This window comes from Roseovarius litoreus (assembly GCF_900142765.1).
Classification (GTDB): domain Bacteria; phylum Pseudomonadota; class Alphaproteobacteria; order Rhodobacterales; family Rhodobacteraceae; genus Roseovarius; species Roseovarius litoreus.
Genome location: NZ_FRCB01000001.1, coordinates 212,266 through 225,787, shown reverse-complemented (window position 1 = coordinate 225,787; position 13,522 = coordinate 212,266). Strand labels below are relative to the sequence as shown.

Here is a 13,522-nt window from a genome sequence, read left to right as displayed (position 1 = left end):
CGTCAGGTCTTGGTGTCGGGATTACGCTTTGTGAACCGATGCGCATTGGCCGGATGCAGGAAGATCGACATCGTCAGCAGGCTGAAGATGAACTCGTAGGCCTCCCACTTGCGGGACACGGTCGCAAGCAGGCCGATGACAAGACTGGCCCCGACCGCAGTGATCCCGTGACGCGCCGACGGCAAAGGCAGCATGATCCGATCAACAAGGCGCGCGACGAGCGAGACGCGGGAATAAAGCAGAGGCAGAACGACGAGATACAACAGGATGGCAACCGTCAGATAGGATCCGAAAAGGGATTTCGTCAGCTGTTCGTCGCCAAAAGCCAGGTTATGCAGCGTGGTTTCGTTCTGCACGTTGTGTTCGGCAAAAAAGCCGGTGGTTTCCCAGCCGATGATCCGCTGTCCCCAAGAAATCTCTTCGCCGGCGCCAAACAGAAAGGCTGCCGAATAAAGAACAAGCCAGAGCGAGGATGCTCCGCTGAAACGCGCCGTGCGGATTGCCTGGCTCATCAGGATCAAGCACGAGAGGAAGAGACAAATGGCCGTGCCGTATTCAACCGGGCCGTCCTCGGCGCCGAAACCCGCCTCGTATTGCAGGCTCATTCCCAAAACGCTGTACGCCAATGTGAAAAGCAGTGTGGCGTTCATCAGTCCAAAAAGGATTTGGTCAATTGGACTGAGCCTGATCATTTTGGGTCCGTCATAAGTTTGTCATGTATGACCGCTGGGTATATTCAAGCAGCCAAGGATGCAAGCGATCCTCGTTTATGACGCTACGACGCGCGGAAACGGGATCAGACCAGATGTCTTTTCCCCTGCCTTCGATTTCACGAAATGGCCAAGGCGCGGTGGCTTGCAGATCCGGCCGACACGGCTTTGACCACGACGCTTTTTCCATGCACGTGATTTCAGAAAAGACAAACCCCCGAAGCGGCTGCCCGGGGGTCGTCGTTCTTGTGTCGCGTTCGGCGTGCTGCGGTCTTCAGAGAAGGCCTTCGCGTTGGGCTTTCTTGCGCGCCAGTTTACGAGCGCGGCGGATTGCCTCGGCTTTTTCGCGCGCTTTCTTCTCGGACGGTTTCTCGAAATGCTGCCGAAGCTTCATTTCACGGAAAACGCCTTCGCGCTGCAGCTTTTTCTTCAGGGCACGAAGCGCCTGATCGACATTGTTGTCGCGAACACTAACCTGCATGTGGTGTCACCACCTTTCCAAGTTGAAGTTGCGTAAGTTTGCAGGAAGTGGCCGTATAGCAAAGCGTCTTTCCTTTGTCTAGGGTGGCGCCGATCGAATGGAGGCAAGCGATGACCGACCCGGATATCAAGGCAAAGCTGCTGGATGCAGCCAAGATGCACGTGCCCTTCGACGGCTGGAGCGAGGATGCCTTTCAGGCGGCGATTCGCGACACGGGGATCGAGCCGGGCCTGGCGCGGGCGGTCTGTCCGCGCGGTGCGGTGGATCTGGCGCTGGCCTATCACGCCGAGGGTGACGCGCTGATGCTGGAGCGCCTGACGACCGAAGATCTGAGCCAGCTGCGCTTTCGCGACCGTGTCGCGGCCGCGGTGCGCTACCGCTTGGAGGCGGTCGACGACAAGGAGCTGGTGCGGCGGGGCATGACGCTGTTTTCGCTGCCCATGTATGCCGCGGATGGGGCGAAGGCGGTCTGGGGCACATGCGATCTGATCTGGACCGCGCTTGGCGACACATCGGACGATGTGAACTGGTATACCAAACGCGCCACCCTGTCGGGCGTTTACAGCACGACGCTGTTGTATTGGCTGGGCGATGACAGCCCGGGCCATGAGGCAACCTGGGCGTTTCTGGATCGCCGGATCGACAATGTGATGTCGTTCGAGAAGCTCAAGGCGCAGATGCGCGACAACAAGGTCCTGAGCGGGCTGATGGCGGGTCCGCTGAGGGTGTTCGGCAAGGTGCGCGCGCCACAGGCACAGCGCCGCCAGCAGGCCGGGATGCCGGGCCGCTGGAACAGACAGGCGTAAACAGGCCGCGACCAAGCCAGGGAGACACGCATGACCGATATGATGAACGCCGTGGAAATCACTGAACCCGGCGGCCCGGATGTCCTGAGGCTGACAAGCCGTCCCGTCCCGGCGCCGGCCGCGGGCGATGTGGTGATCAAGGTGGCCTATGCCGGGGTCAATCGCCCCGATGCCTTGCAGCGCGCCGGGCTTTACGCGCCGCCGCCGACCGCCAGCGACCTGCCGGGGCTGGAAGCCGCCGGCGAGATCGTCGCCATCGGTGATGGTGTGAGCGACTGGAGTGTGGGCGACAAGGTCTGCGCCTTGCTGCCCGGGGGCGGTTACGCCGAGTATGTCGCCACGCCTGCTGCACATTGCCTGCCGATCCCCGCGGGCATGGGCCTGCGCGAAGCGGCCTGCCTGCCCGAGACATTCTTCACGGTCTGGTCCAATGTCTTTGGCCGTGGCGCCCTCAAGGCGGGCGAGAGGTTCCTTGTGCATGGCGGCTCGTCCGGGATCGGCACGACGGCGATCCAGCTGGCGAATGCCTTTGGCGCGCGGGTCTTCACCACGGCGGGATCGGATGAAAAATGCGCCAAATGCGTTGATCTGGGTGCGGAGCGGGCGATCAATTACCGCGCCGAGGATTTCGTCGATGTGATGCGCGCCGAGGGTGGCGCCGATCTGATCCTCGATATGGTGGGGGGCGATTACCTGCCGCGCAATGTCAAATGTCTCGCGGATGAGGGGCGGCTGGTGCAGATCGCGTTTCTGCAGGGTCCCAAAGTGGAGTTGAACTTTGCCCAGGTCATGATGCGCCGGCTGACGATCACCGGCTCGACCTTGCGCCCGCAAAGCGATCAGGCCAAGGCGATGATCGCCGAGGCGCTGCGCGCGCATGTCTGGCCGCTGCTGGCCTCGGGGCAGGTCGCGCCGGTGATGGATTCCGAATACGAGCTTGCCAATGCCGCGCTGGCCCATGCCCATATGGAAAAGAGTACCCATATCGGCAAGATCGTCTTGAAAGTGGGGTAAGCCGGTGGGGCTGGTGCAGGTTGCCATTCTGGCCATGGCGGTGCTCAGCATTGGCCTGAGCGGGTATGCGTTGTGGCGTGACGAGACGCTGAACTGGACCTTCGCCGTTCCCGAAAGCCCGCCTCCGACCGGAGCGCCTGTGTTCGACACGGTCTTCGATCATACACCAAGCGAAGGCATGGCCCATTCGCCCGCGATCACGATCAATGGCGACGAGGTGGGCATCTTGTGGTTTCAGGGTTCGTCCGAGGCGCAGCCCGATGTCGAAATCCATCGCGTCGTGCTGAGGCGTGACGAGACCGGCTGGCAGGCTGCCCCCCCTGAGCCCTATCTGACCAGCGCCGCGCTTGGCGATGCGTTCGAGCCGCGGCAACTTGTGGTGACGCTTGGCAACACGGTGCAGAACGAAGCCGCGCATGACGCGCTTTATGCGACGGTCGTGTCGGTTGGTGGATGGGCGATGGCGTCGGTGGCCGATGTGCGCATGGACAAGGGCAATCCGGTCTGGGCGCGCAAGCTGAACCTGTCGCCCTTTCTCAACCGGTCCATGCTGGTGAAATCGCCGATGGTCGCCTATTCGGACGGGTCGATGGCGCTGCCTGCCTATTTCGAGATGGGGTCAACCTATGGCGTGCTTGTCCGAACCGACGCGCAGGGTCGGGCCCGCGATCTGCGACGGATGACAGGCAAGCGGATCAAGCCCATACAGCCGATGATTGTGGTGCTGGACGGCGCGCGTGCGCTGGCTTTTTTGCGCGACTTCGACAATAGCGGGCAGGTCTATGTCAGCCGCACCCAAGATGGCGGCCGCACATGGAGCGAGGCCGAGGCGACGGGAATTGCCCATCCAAGCGCGCCGGTGGCGGCGCTGCCGGTGTCGGGGGGGCGTATCCTGATGGCGATGAATGGTGGCGCAGACAGTGCCGATCTCTTGCATCTGGCGCTGTCCGAGGATGAGGGGGGCAGCTGGCGGGTGATCCACAGCCTTGACCGGCAACCGGGCGATGCGCGCTATCCGATGTTGAGGCGGTTGCCTGATGGGCAGATCCTGCTGGCCTATTCACATGGCACCAAGAAAGGTCTGCGCGCGCATGTCTTCAACGAAGCATGGGTGGCGGCGCAATGACCGGTGTTCTGGCGAGTGTCTGGCTGGCGGTGATCCTGGCGTGGCTGGTTTTTGCTTTGGCCGGCTGGGTCGCGGGCGCGCCTGCTTCGGTCTGGATCGGTGGGGTCGTGGGGGCCGCGGCGGTTCTGGCGTTCCGCGATACGCTGCCGCTACGCGGAATGGTGGCGCTGCTGGCGCCGTTCGGGGTGATGCTGCCGGCTCTGGCGCTGCGGCATATGGGGGCTAAGCTGGGTCTGCCGGTTGTGCCCTTCTCGGCGCTGGAGCTGGGGGCGTTCCTGCTGGTCTATGTGCTGTTTCTGGCCAGCGCCATGGGGGCGGTGCCGGTGGATATCTATCGCATCGGTTATGCGCCGCTGCCGGTGGCAGGAATGGTTCTGGCGGTGTGCCTTTACGGTCTGGCGACCGGCAATTGGTTCCTGCCGCTGGTGGCCGTTTTGGGACAAGCCTTTTGGGTCTTGGGCTGGGGCAGCAGCAATTGGTTCGATCATGTGACCCATGTGCTGCTGGTGCCGGTGGTTGCGGTTGTGTTGGTGACGCGCCTGTTCTGAGCGTGTACCCCGCCTGCAGAGATCAGCGGATGGGATCGAAGAGCGCGTCTTTCATCGAACAATCCCGAACCGTGTCGCGGCCACAGGGCACGGGACGCAGATCGCGCGACAGGCAAAGCCGCGCTTCCTGTATGCGGCCGCTGCGGCAGGTGATGGTCAGCATGTCCGGCTCCCACTCGGGGTTGGCCTTGAGAAAAGCTTCTTCGATCACGCGGGCCGGCACCTTGACGGGATCTTTCAGCTTGCGGAACACCTCGGGGCGGTTCACCGCCTCGTAGGCCTCGCGTGACAGGGCGAAATAGGCAGGGGCCGAGAGGCCCGAGCAGGTGCCATGCTTTTTCCACTGATACCAGGCAAGGCCCGGTGTGCCCATGATATCGGCCATCTGCGCCGTCATAGCGCGCGAGGGCGGTCTTTCGGAGGTCTGGCAATGGTCCGGCCAGCCACGGTGATATTGCGGCCATAGCCCATGCAGCACCCATCCGTGATCGCGGCTGGCATCGCATTGCGGCGAGCCGCGCGCGTCGCCTTCGAGGGCGCACCAGGTCGGCGACCAGCTCAGCGCCAGAACGTAATAGTCGAACTCTCCCGGGCGGTCGGCTTCGGCGCGGGCGGTCGTGCCGAGGATCAACAGGAGCAACAGGAACACACGCATGTTTAGGACTTTCAATTTGTCACGTGGGACACTATATAGCCGCCAAGTTCCCCGACAACGGAAACCCGCACCTGGTCAGGTGCCGCCGAGTCCGGCGACGGGGAAGATATGCGTGAAGGAGGCCCGAAACACATGGCTAAACCGCTTATGGCAAAGGCCACCGCCGTCTGGCTGGTGGACAATACGACGCTCAGCTTCAAGCAGATCGCCGATTTCTGCGGGCTGCACGAGCTTGAGATTCAGGGAATCGCCGATGGCGATGTGGCATCGGGCGTGAAGGGGTTCGACCCTGTGGCCAACAACCAGTTGACCCAGGCCGAGATCGAAAAGGCCGAAAAGGACCCGCTGCACAAGCTGCAGCTCAAGTTCAACCCCGCCGCCGTCGGCGAGGAAAAACGCCGTGGCCCGCGCTATACGCCGCTGAGCAAGCGACAGGACCGTCCGAACGCGATCCTCTGGCTGGTCAAGTTCCATCCCGAGCTGGTCGACAGCCAGATCGCCAAGCTGGTGGGCACCACCAAGCCGACCATCCAGACGATCCGTGAGCGTACCCATTGGAACATCGCGAACATGCAGCCGATCGATCCGGTTGCCCTTGGTCTGTGCAAACAGTCCGAGCTGGACGCGGCGGTGCAGAAGGCCGCCGCGAAACGCGCCAAGGAAGGCGAGGCGCTGAGCGATGACGAGCGCCGCAAGCTGCTGAGCACCGAGCAGAGCCTCGAAGCCAGTGCCGAGCCGCGCATGCCCACGGCGATCGAAGGGCTGGAAACCTTCAGCCTCAGTGGCGATCCGCGCGACGAGGATGATGAAAGAGAACAGAAATACGACGCTGACAGCTTCTTCAACCTGCCTGACAGCGACGATGACGAGGATGAGGACGACGATCGCCGGTAAGCACCGCGTCGTTGTCCCCGAAAAGGCCCGGCCGCTTGATGCGGTCGGGTTTTTTGTTGTGGTGGTGCAGGAGTGCGCGCGTCAGACCTGCTTGCGTGCGGCGAGCGCGGCACTGATCGTGCCGTCGTCCAGATAATCCAGCTCGCCACCGATGGGGACGCCTTGGGCCAGCGATGTCAGGGTCACCCGGCCATCCAACTGATCGGCGATATAATGCGCGGTTGTCTGGCCCTCGACCGTGGCGTTGAGGGCCAGGATGACCTCGTTGATGGATTCGGCGGTGACCCGGTCGATCAGCTGCGGGATGCGCAATTGTTCCGGGCCCACCTGATCGAGGGCGCTGAGCGTGCCGCCAAGCACATGATAGCGGCCCTTGAAGGCATGACCGCGCTCCATCGCCCACAGATCGGCCACATCCTCGACCACGCAGATCTGTCCGTTGGCGCGTTTTTCGGCAGCGCAGATATCGCAGATCTCGGTGGTGCCGATATTGCCGCAGTTGAGGCATTCACGGGCGGTGGCGGCGACGCGCTGCATCAGGTCGGCCAGCGGGATCAGTTGCAGATCGCGCTTGGCGATGAGATGCAGCACAGCACGCCGGGCCGAGCGCGGCCCGAGCCCGGGCAGCTTGGCCATCATCTCGATCAGGGCGTCTATGTCGCGGTTCGATGACATTGTTCAGGCCGATACAAGGGCTGTAGGGGAGGAAGCGAGGGGCCAGCCCCTCGCGCTCCCCGGGATATTTAAGGCCAGAAGAAACCTAAAGGGTTTCGCGAAATGCAGTGCTCCGTTCAATCGTTGCACGCGTTCCGCCTTTCGCTGGTGCCTCAGGTCAAAGGGGCAATGCTTTAGAAGGGCAGCTTCATGTCCTTGGGAAGGCCCAGGCCTTCGGTGAGCTTGCCCATTTCTTCCTGGGCGCGGTCGCTGGCCTTTTGCTGCGCGTCCTTGATCGCGGCGAGGATGAGATCCTCGACCACTTCCTTGTCGTCCGAATTGAAGATGGAGGGGTCGATATCGAGGGCCTTGAGTTCGCCCTTGGCGCTGCATGTCGCCTTGACGAGGCCAGCGCCGGAAACGCCTTCGACCATCATGTTGTGCATGTCTTCCTGCAGATCGGCCATCTTCTGCTGCATTTCCTGAGCGGCCTTCATCATCTTGGCCATGTCGCCCATTTGGCCCAATCCCTTGAACATTGTCTTCTCCTTGGTGGCAGGGCCGGGGCGGCCCGGCACATCTGGGTGTTTGGTGTCGTTACATCATATCGGTCGGCGGATGGCGACTGGCAAGCCGTTCCGCGCAATTCAGTCTTCCTCGAAGGGGTCCCATTCATCCTCGACTTCGGGCAGTGCCTCGGCGCCGGCTTCGGCGGCGATGTCGGCCTCGGTGCGGATCGAGGTGATCTGCGCCTTTGGAAAGGCCGAAAGCACCGCCTGCACCAGCGGATGGCGGCTGACCTCGTGGCGCAGGGCGGTCTCGGCGGCGTCGCGCTTTTCGGCGATCGTCTCGGCGCCACCCTCGTTGACGATGCTGATCCCCCAGCGATTTCCCGTCCAGCGTTGCAGCGCGGCGCCGAGACGTTGGGACAGGTCCTGAGGCGCGTTGCCGGTGGGCTGGAAGGTGATGCGGCCGGGTCGGTAGGAGACGAGCCGCATATTGGTTTCCACCTCGACCAGCAGCTTGACGTCGCGGTGGGCGCGGATGAGTTCGACCACATGCTCGAAGGTCGGGTAAAGGGCAAGGGCGGTCTCGGCGGCGAGTGCGATGGCCTGTTGGCCGCCTGGGGCACGCGCGCCGGGAGCGGAGGGGCCGGGATGGGGTGCCGCGGGCATGGTGGTGGTTTGCGCGGCGGTTGCGCGGCAGGTGCCGCCGTGGGACGCGGAGCCGCCAGCGCCGACACCCGAGCCGGGCGACGGGGCTGCGGGGGGCGGTGCGTCGCGCAGTTTGCGCACGAGTTCTTCGGGCGTGGGAAGATCGGCCACGTGGGTCAGTCGGATCACGGCCATTTCGGCGGCCATCATGGCGTTTGGCGCCTCGGCCACCTCGTCGAGCGCCTTGAGCAGCATCTGCCACATCCGGGTCAGGACGCGCATCGCAAGCGCCTCGGCCATCTGCTGGCCGCGGGCGCGTTCGTCGGGGCCGATGGTAGGATCGTCGGCGGCTTCGGGGGTGATCTTGACCACGGAAATCCAGTGGGTGATCTCGGCCAGATCCCGCAGCACCGCCATCGGATCGGCGCCTTCGGCATATTGGCCGCCCAGCTCGGTCAGGGCGCCCGCGGCATCGCCCTTCATGATCAGGTCGAACAGGTCGAGCACCCGCCCGCGATCGGCAAGGCCCAGCATGGCGCGCACTTCGTCGGCGCTGGTTTCGCCGGCGCCATGACTGATCGCCTGATCCAGCAGCGATGTGGCGTCCCGGGCCGAGCCTTCGGCAGCGCGGGTGATGAGGGCAAGGGCGTCATCGGTGATCTGCGCGCCTTCGGCGTCGGCGATCCGGCGCAGGAGCGCGATCATGACCTCGGGTTCGATCCGGCGCAGATCGAAGCGCTGGCAGCGGCTGAGGACGGTCACCGGCACCTTGCGGATTTCGGTGGTGGCGAAGATGAATTTCACATGCGCGGGAGGTTCTTCGAGCGTCTTGAGCAGCGCGTTGAACGCGCTGGTCGAGAGCATGTGCACCTCGTCGATGATGTAGATCTTGTAGCGCGCTGAAGCGGCACGATAGTGAACGGAATCAATGATTTCGCGGACGTCGCCGACGCCGGTGCGGGAGGCGGCGTCCATTTCCAGCACGTCGACATGGCGGCCTTCCATGATGGCGGTGCAATGTTCGCACTGGCCACATGGCTCGGTGGTGGGGCCGCCCTGACCGTCGGGGCCGATGCAGTTCATGCCTTTGGCGATGATCCGGGCGGTGGTGGTCTTCCCGGTGCCGCGGATGCCTGTCATGATGAAGGCCTGCGCGATCCGGTCGGCCTTGAACGCGTTTTTCAGCGTCCGCACCATCGCGTCCTGACCCACCAGATCGGCAAAGGTTTCGGGCCGGTATTTCCGGGCGAGCACCTGATAGGGTCTGGTGGGTGTGTCGGTCATGCGGAGCCTGTCGGATTCGGAGATCGCTGCCAGCCTAAAGCGGGGGGCGGGGGGCGTCCACCGTCTAAAGCGGGCAGTGCCGTTTGGCTTGCTTTTGGATGGGCTTGAGGCAAGGATATGCGGGTGGAAGGGCAGGACAGAGCGCTTTCGGAGCGCCGGGAGACGAGGCCCGGAATATAACTTAGAGCATTGTAATCATGACAGGATTTATCATTCACGCCTTGCAGGTCGCAGATGGGATACTGGCCCTGGCGCCGATGCCGGGGCGGGGCGGGCATTATACCGAGGACATCGCTCATCTGCGCGACTGGAAGCCGGCGCTGGTGGTCTCGATGGTCACCCTGCCGGAGCTTGTCTCGCAAGGGGCGGGCGATCTGGGGAGCGATGTGCAGGATATGGGCACGAGGTGGATGCATGTGCCGGTGACGGATATGGACATTCCCGACCCCGAAGGCGAGGAGGCCTGGCATGTGGCCAGCAATGCCGCGCTGTCGGCGCTGCAGGGGCGGGGCCGGGTGTTGATCCATTGCATGGGGGGCTGCGGGCGGTCGGGGATGGCGGCGCTGCGGCTGATGATCGAGGCGGGCGAGGCGCCGGAGGCGGCGCTGGCGCGGCTCAGGGCGATCCGGCCCTGCGCCGTGGAGACGGAGGCGCAGTTGGCATGGGCGCGGCGGGTGTGAGGGCCGCGAATCAGGGTTAAGGCGCTGAATAACAAATGAAAACGCTGTTCGGTATCACGTCGGTATTACGTCGGTATCGCGTCGGTGCGGATATCGGCAGATGCCGTGGTTAAGGCTGCGTGCGTTGCGCCGCAGGAGAGGGGCGCTCGGATCGGCGCGCTGTCAGCGGGAGCGGGGCAAGCGCGGCAGGATGTAGGGTGTGCGGGTCTGGTACCGGCGGAAGCGGTCGCCATAGAGAGCGGCGAAGCGGCGTTCCTTGAGCCGGGGGGCAAGCAGGCAATAGGCGGTATAGCCAAGCGCCAGCGCCAGTTGATCGGGTGTCCAGACCGGCACGGTCCACAAGGTCAGTGCGAAGCCCACATAGATCGGTTGCCGGATCACCCGGAAGAGGCCCGTTTCAGGCATGTCGGGAAATCGGGGGCTGATTTTCTGAACCAGTGACATCCAGCCAAGCGCACCGGACTGCACCTCGGCGCCGGCGTCATAGCTGGCCTTGATGAGGATGAGCCATGCACAGGCGTAGGCGGTGCACAGAGCCCAGAAGGCCGCGCCCTCGGCGCGCCACCAGACGATGCCGCTTGGGGTCCAGAACACAAAGAGCGCGGCCAGCTGTGCAGAGGCGATGATCGCATAGGTGGTGGTGGCCAGTGTCGCCCCGTATGGCCGTGGCGCGAGCCGGGCCAGAAAGGCGCGCCCCCGCGCCGTGAGCAATACCGAATGCGCCAGAGGGAATTGCAGGATCAAAAGCGCATTGGCCAGAATGTACCAAGGGGCGGGCACGCGGCCCAGGCTTTCGCTCATGCCGAAGAACATCGCCACGATCATCGCGATCACCGCCACGGCGAAGACGGCGTGACAGACCACGCCATAAGCCACGGCCAAGGCGATGCGCCCGGCGCCGGGGGGCGCACGAAAAAGGCCCGTCACAAGGCGCAAGAGCCGAATGAAGGGTGTTTCCGTCTCAGGTGTCACGGGGGACGCGCTGCAGGCTACAGAAGCAGGCGCCAGACCAGATAATTGGGAACGACACAGACAAAGGTGATGCAGCCGATCTTGGACCAGAACACGGCGCGTCCCAGCCAGCCTTCGCCACGGCTTGCCGGCTCGAAGCTGTCGAGGGTCGCCATCACGGCATAGCCCATCGCCTCGGATTTGCGGCGCTCGAGCTTGAGAGAGGCCATCGCTTTTTCATACACGTCCTGCTGGCGCAGCGCCTCGGCGGTGCGGCGATCCGTGTCGACTGTTTGTCCGTCCATCTTTGCCTCCGATTGAATGCCACGGGGTGCAGATAGGACGGTGCTGCCGGGAGGAAAGGCCGAAAACCCCGACAAGTTGAGGGAAATCGGCCCTGAAGGTGCGACCAATTGGCCGATGCCCGGCAAAAGCGGCACAGAACAGGGAAGGGAGGGAAGGTGAGAGGTTGGACAACGACCCAAGCGGGGCTCGTTACGGCTGCTTCCTTCCGGACCTGACCGGGTTGGCGAGGCGCCTGCCCGCGCCAACCTCTCGTGGAGCTATCTAGGGGTCTTGCGGCGGATTCGCAAGGGGCGCATCGGCGCCCAGAGGCAGGCGCAGGCGCAGGAACCCTTTGGCGTCGCAGCCCAGCTCTTCGGCGCCGAGTGCGCGGATATCCCACGGGTGGCGTCGCAGTCCGGGGCCTGTATCGACCAGCACGCTGGCCCCGCAGACCGGGCGCAAGGCCCAGCCGGTGCCGCGGCGGGCGTCGATCGGGGGGCCACGGCGCACATGGTTGACCAGAGCATCGCGCACCTGCAGGGCGGGAGCGTCGAGGATGTCGTGGTCGGTCAGCATAGGATAGGGGCCGCTGCCGGAGGCGCGGTATGTGTTTGTGGCGAGCACGAAGAGGTCGGTATCCCTGACGGCTCTGCCGAAGATCTGCAGATCGCGGATGCGCCATGCTTCGGCGTCGATCAGGGTGCCGTCCGGCCCAAAGCGCGCGGGCTGGCCCGGATCGATGCGGTAGGTGACGCCGGAGACGGTGTCGAAGGCATGGCCGGGAAATCTGGGGTCGAGCAGCGGCTGATCGGCAAGGCCCGGCCGGATCTGGTGAAAGCAGCTGGCGGCGCGTTCGAGCCAGTCGCGCAGCCGGGCGCCTGTGATGCGCGCACAGGTCAGGGTGTTGGGGAAGGGATAGAGATTGACGGCATCCCCCATGCGGAACGGACCGGGCGTGATGTCGATGTAATGATAGGGGCCGGCGCGCCCGCCGGTGCGAAAGGGCGCCGTGGCGGACAGGACCGGCAGGCCCTCGGCCCTGGTGCCAAGGAGTGCGCGTGCGATGGCGGCGGTCTGGGCTGCGTTCACGAGCGCGGTCACCGGATCGTCGCGGATCAGCGCCAGATAGCTGTGCAGGGGCGTGCGGGTGGTGTTGAGGGGCTTGCGCATCGCCGAGACGGTTCGGTGATGGGCACGACCCACCACCCTGAGGATCGCCGGATCGGGAGGTGTGGGCGGTGTTCCCGGGGCGTGCTGGACCGGGCGCGCCTCGCAGTGGTGGTGCGTGATGCGCCAGCCGCGCGCGTCTTGCCTGAGGTCAAGATCGACGATGCCGAGATGCGATCCGGCGAAACCGGCCATCACCGCGGGAATGCCATGGAGCGTGCCAAGAGCGGTGTCCACGCCGGGGAGGCCATCGTGATCGGGGCCGGGAAAGACCCGGTGGCTGTGGCCTGCCAGAACCACGTCGACCCCGGAAACCGAAGCCAGCGGCAGCGCCGCGTTTTCCAGCCCCGGATGATCGGCGGCGGCGTCGATCCCGGTATGGGCCAGCATGACCACCAGATCGGCCCCGGCGGCCCGCAAGGCCGGGGCTTGCAGGCGCGCGGTTTCGGCGATGCCGGCGGCCGCGACCCGGCCCTCGAGGTGATCGCGGTTCCATTTGGCGACCTGGGGCACCACCACGCCGATCACCCCGATCCTGAGATCGCGCAGTTGTCCTGCCTCATCTTCGAGCCGGCGTTCGAGCAGAAGGGTCGGGGTGGCGGGAAGCCGGGTCGTGCCCATTGGGTGCAGATTGGCGCAGACGACGGGAAAGCGGGCCTGGGACAGGGCATCGCAGAGGAAATCGAGGCCGAAGTCGAATTCGTGATTGCCAAGCGCCGCGCCGTCGTAATCCAGAGCGTTCATCGCCGCGATGACGGGATGCGGGCCGTGCCAGCCAACGGGGTCGTGCAGCAGATCGCTGAGCGCGCTGCCCTGCAGGAAATCGCCATTGTCGAACAGCAGGCAATTGCGCGCCTCGGCACGGGCGGCACGGATCAGCGTGGCGACACGCGCCAGCCCGCCATGCCGCTGGTTGCGGTGGTCGAGATAGTCGAAGGGCGCGATATGTCCGTGAATGTCGGTGGTTTCGAGCAGTCTGAGGCGGAGGGTCGCAGAGGAACCGGTGGTCCGGAAGGGAGTGGAAGAGGAATGGTTTTTCAACGGGGCGCAACCGCATCAAGGGCACGAGACGAGACGACCGGAGCCAAAGGCCGGGCGATCACGGGTTAATAG

General features: G+C 64.3%; 15 protein-coding genes and 1 other RNA gene. 6 read left to right on the top strand and 10 right to left on the bottom strand.

The features are described 5' to 3' along the window. Positions 1–2: 2 nt before the first annotated feature. Together F3H35_RS01105 and rpsU are read right to left on the bottom strand one after the other, a co-directional pair. On the bottom strand, positions 3–650 hold the full coding sequence (locus tag F3H35_RS01105; protein WP_149777821.1) for a hypothetical protein: 648 nt from the start codon (positions 648–650) through the stop codon (positions 3–5). A gap of 334 nt (positions 651–984) precedes the next feature. Further along, positions 985–1,191: a 30S ribosomal protein S21 gene (gene rpsU, locus F3H35_RS01100; RefSeq protein WP_007818122.1), complete on the bottom strand. Its 207-nt coding sequence runs from the start codon at positions 1,189–1,191 to the stop codon at positions 985–987. Positions 1,192–1,301: 110 nt separating this feature from the next. Here rpsU and F3H35_RS01095 point away from each other — a divergent pair, with 110 nt between their 5' ends. The 4 genes from F3H35_RS01095 to F3H35_RS01080 are packed head-to-tail and all read left to right on the top strand — an operon-like array spanning position 1,302 to position 4,685. Continuing rightward, the gene (locus F3H35_RS01095) at positions 1,302–1,997 is read left to right on the top strand and encodes a COQ9 family protein (protein ID WP_149777820.1); all 696 of its coding nucleotides are present in this window, start codon (positions 1,302–1,304) and stop codon (positions 1,995–1,997) included. Positions 1,998–2,027: 30 nt separating this feature from the next. Next, positions 2,028–3,011 carry an NAD(P)H-quinone oxidoreductase gene (locus tag F3H35_RS01090; RefSeq protein WP_149777819.1) on the top strand — a complete coding sequence of 328 codons (984 nt, stop codon included), beginning with the start codon at positions 2,028–2,030 and terminating at the stop codon, positions 3,009–3,011. 13 nt (positions 3,012–3,024) lie between these two features. Then, positions 3,025–4,137 (top strand): exo-alpha-sialidase, encoded by a 1,113-nt coding sequence (locus tag F3H35_RS01085; protein WP_149777818.1) that lies wholly within the window; start codon positions 3,025–3,027, stop codon positions 4,135–4,137. Next, positions 4,134–4,685 (top strand): hypothetical protein, encoded by a 552-nt coding sequence (locus F3H35_RS01080; RefSeq protein WP_149777817.1) that lies wholly within the window; start codon positions 4,134–4,136, stop codon positions 4,683–4,685. The genes F3H35_RS01085 and F3H35_RS01080 overlap by 4 nt, the downstream gene beginning before the upstream one ends. A gap of 22 nt (positions 4,686–4,707) precedes the next feature. On the opposite strand, the gene F3H35_RS01075 is transcribed toward F3H35_RS01080, so the two are convergent. Continuing rightward, positions 4,708–5,340 (bottom strand): ribonuclease T2 family protein, encoded by a 633-nt coding sequence (locus F3H35_RS01075; protein WP_007818132.1) that lies wholly within the window; start codon positions 5,338–5,340, stop codon positions 4,708–4,710. 132 nt (positions 5,341–5,472) lie between these two features. Between F3H35_RS01075 and F3H35_RS01070 the strand changes: the two genes are divergently transcribed. Then, positions 5,473–6,234 carry a DUF1013 domain-containing protein gene (locus tag F3H35_RS01070; protein WP_149777816.1) on the top strand — a complete coding sequence of 254 codons (762 nt, stop codon included), beginning with the start codon at positions 5,473–5,475 and terminating at the stop codon, positions 6,232–6,234. Positions 6,235–6,315: 81 nt separating this feature from the next. Here the strand turns inward: F3H35_RS01070 and recR are convergent, their stop codons facing one another. The 3 genes from recR to F3H35_RS01055 form a co-directional block, all read right to left on the bottom strand. Further along, the gene (gene recR, locus F3H35_RS01065; protein ID WP_149777815.1) at positions 6,316–6,909 is read right to left on the bottom strand and encodes a recombination mediator RecR; all 594 of its coding nucleotides are present in this window, start codon (positions 6,907–6,909) and stop codon (positions 6,316–6,318) included. Between the two features lie 173 nt (positions 6,910–7,082). Further along, entirely contained in the window at positions 7,083–7,427 is a 345-nt protein-coding gene (locus F3H35_RS01060) for a YbaB/EbfC family nucleoid-associated protein (protein ID WP_007818138.1), read from the bottom strand. Between the two features lie 108 nt (positions 7,428–7,535). Further along, entirely contained in the window at positions 7,536–9,326 is a 1,791-nt protein-coding gene (locus F3H35_RS01055) for a DNA polymerase III subunit gamma/tau (RefSeq protein WP_149777814.1), read from the bottom strand. 197 nt (positions 9,327–9,523) lie between these two features. Here F3H35_RS01055 and F3H35_RS01050 point away from each other — a divergent pair, with 197 nt between their 5' ends. Beyond that, positions 9,524–10,006: a protein-tyrosine phosphatase family protein gene (locus tag F3H35_RS01050; protein ID WP_149777813.1), complete on the top strand. Its 483-nt coding sequence runs from the start codon at positions 9,524–9,526 to the stop codon at positions 10,004–10,006. A 162-nt stretch (positions 10,007–10,168) separates the two neighbouring features. Here the strand turns inward: F3H35_RS01050 and F3H35_RS01045 are convergent, their stop codons facing one another. The 4 genes from F3H35_RS01045 to F3H35_RS01030 form a co-directional block, all read right to left on the bottom strand. Continuing rightward, positions 10,169–10,942, bottom strand: coding sequence for a methyltransferase family protein (locus F3H35_RS01045; protein WP_149778361.1), 774 nt, complete (start codon positions 10,940–10,942; stop codon positions 10,169–10,171). A gap of 53 nt (positions 10,943–10,995) precedes the next feature. Next, complete coding sequence (locus F3H35_RS01040) at positions 10,996–11,262, bottom strand: hypothetical protein (RefSeq protein WP_149777812.1); 267 nt, start codon at positions 11,260–11,262, stop codon at positions 10,996–10,998. A 154-nt stretch (positions 11,263–11,416) separates the two neighbouring features. Beyond that, positions 11,417–11,515, bottom strand: an RNA gene (gene ffs, locus F3H35_RS01035) — signal recognition particle sRNA small type. A 9-nt stretch (positions 11,516–11,524) separates the two neighbouring features. Further along, the gene (locus F3H35_RS01030; RefSeq protein ID WP_149777811.1) at positions 11,525–13,450 is read right to left on the bottom strand and encodes a bifunctional 2',3'-cyclic-nucleotide 2'-phosphodiesterase/3'-nucleotidase; all 1,926 of its coding nucleotides are present in this window, start codon (positions 13,448–13,450) and stop codon (positions 11,525–11,527) included. Positions 13,451–13,522: the final 72 nt, after the last annotated feature.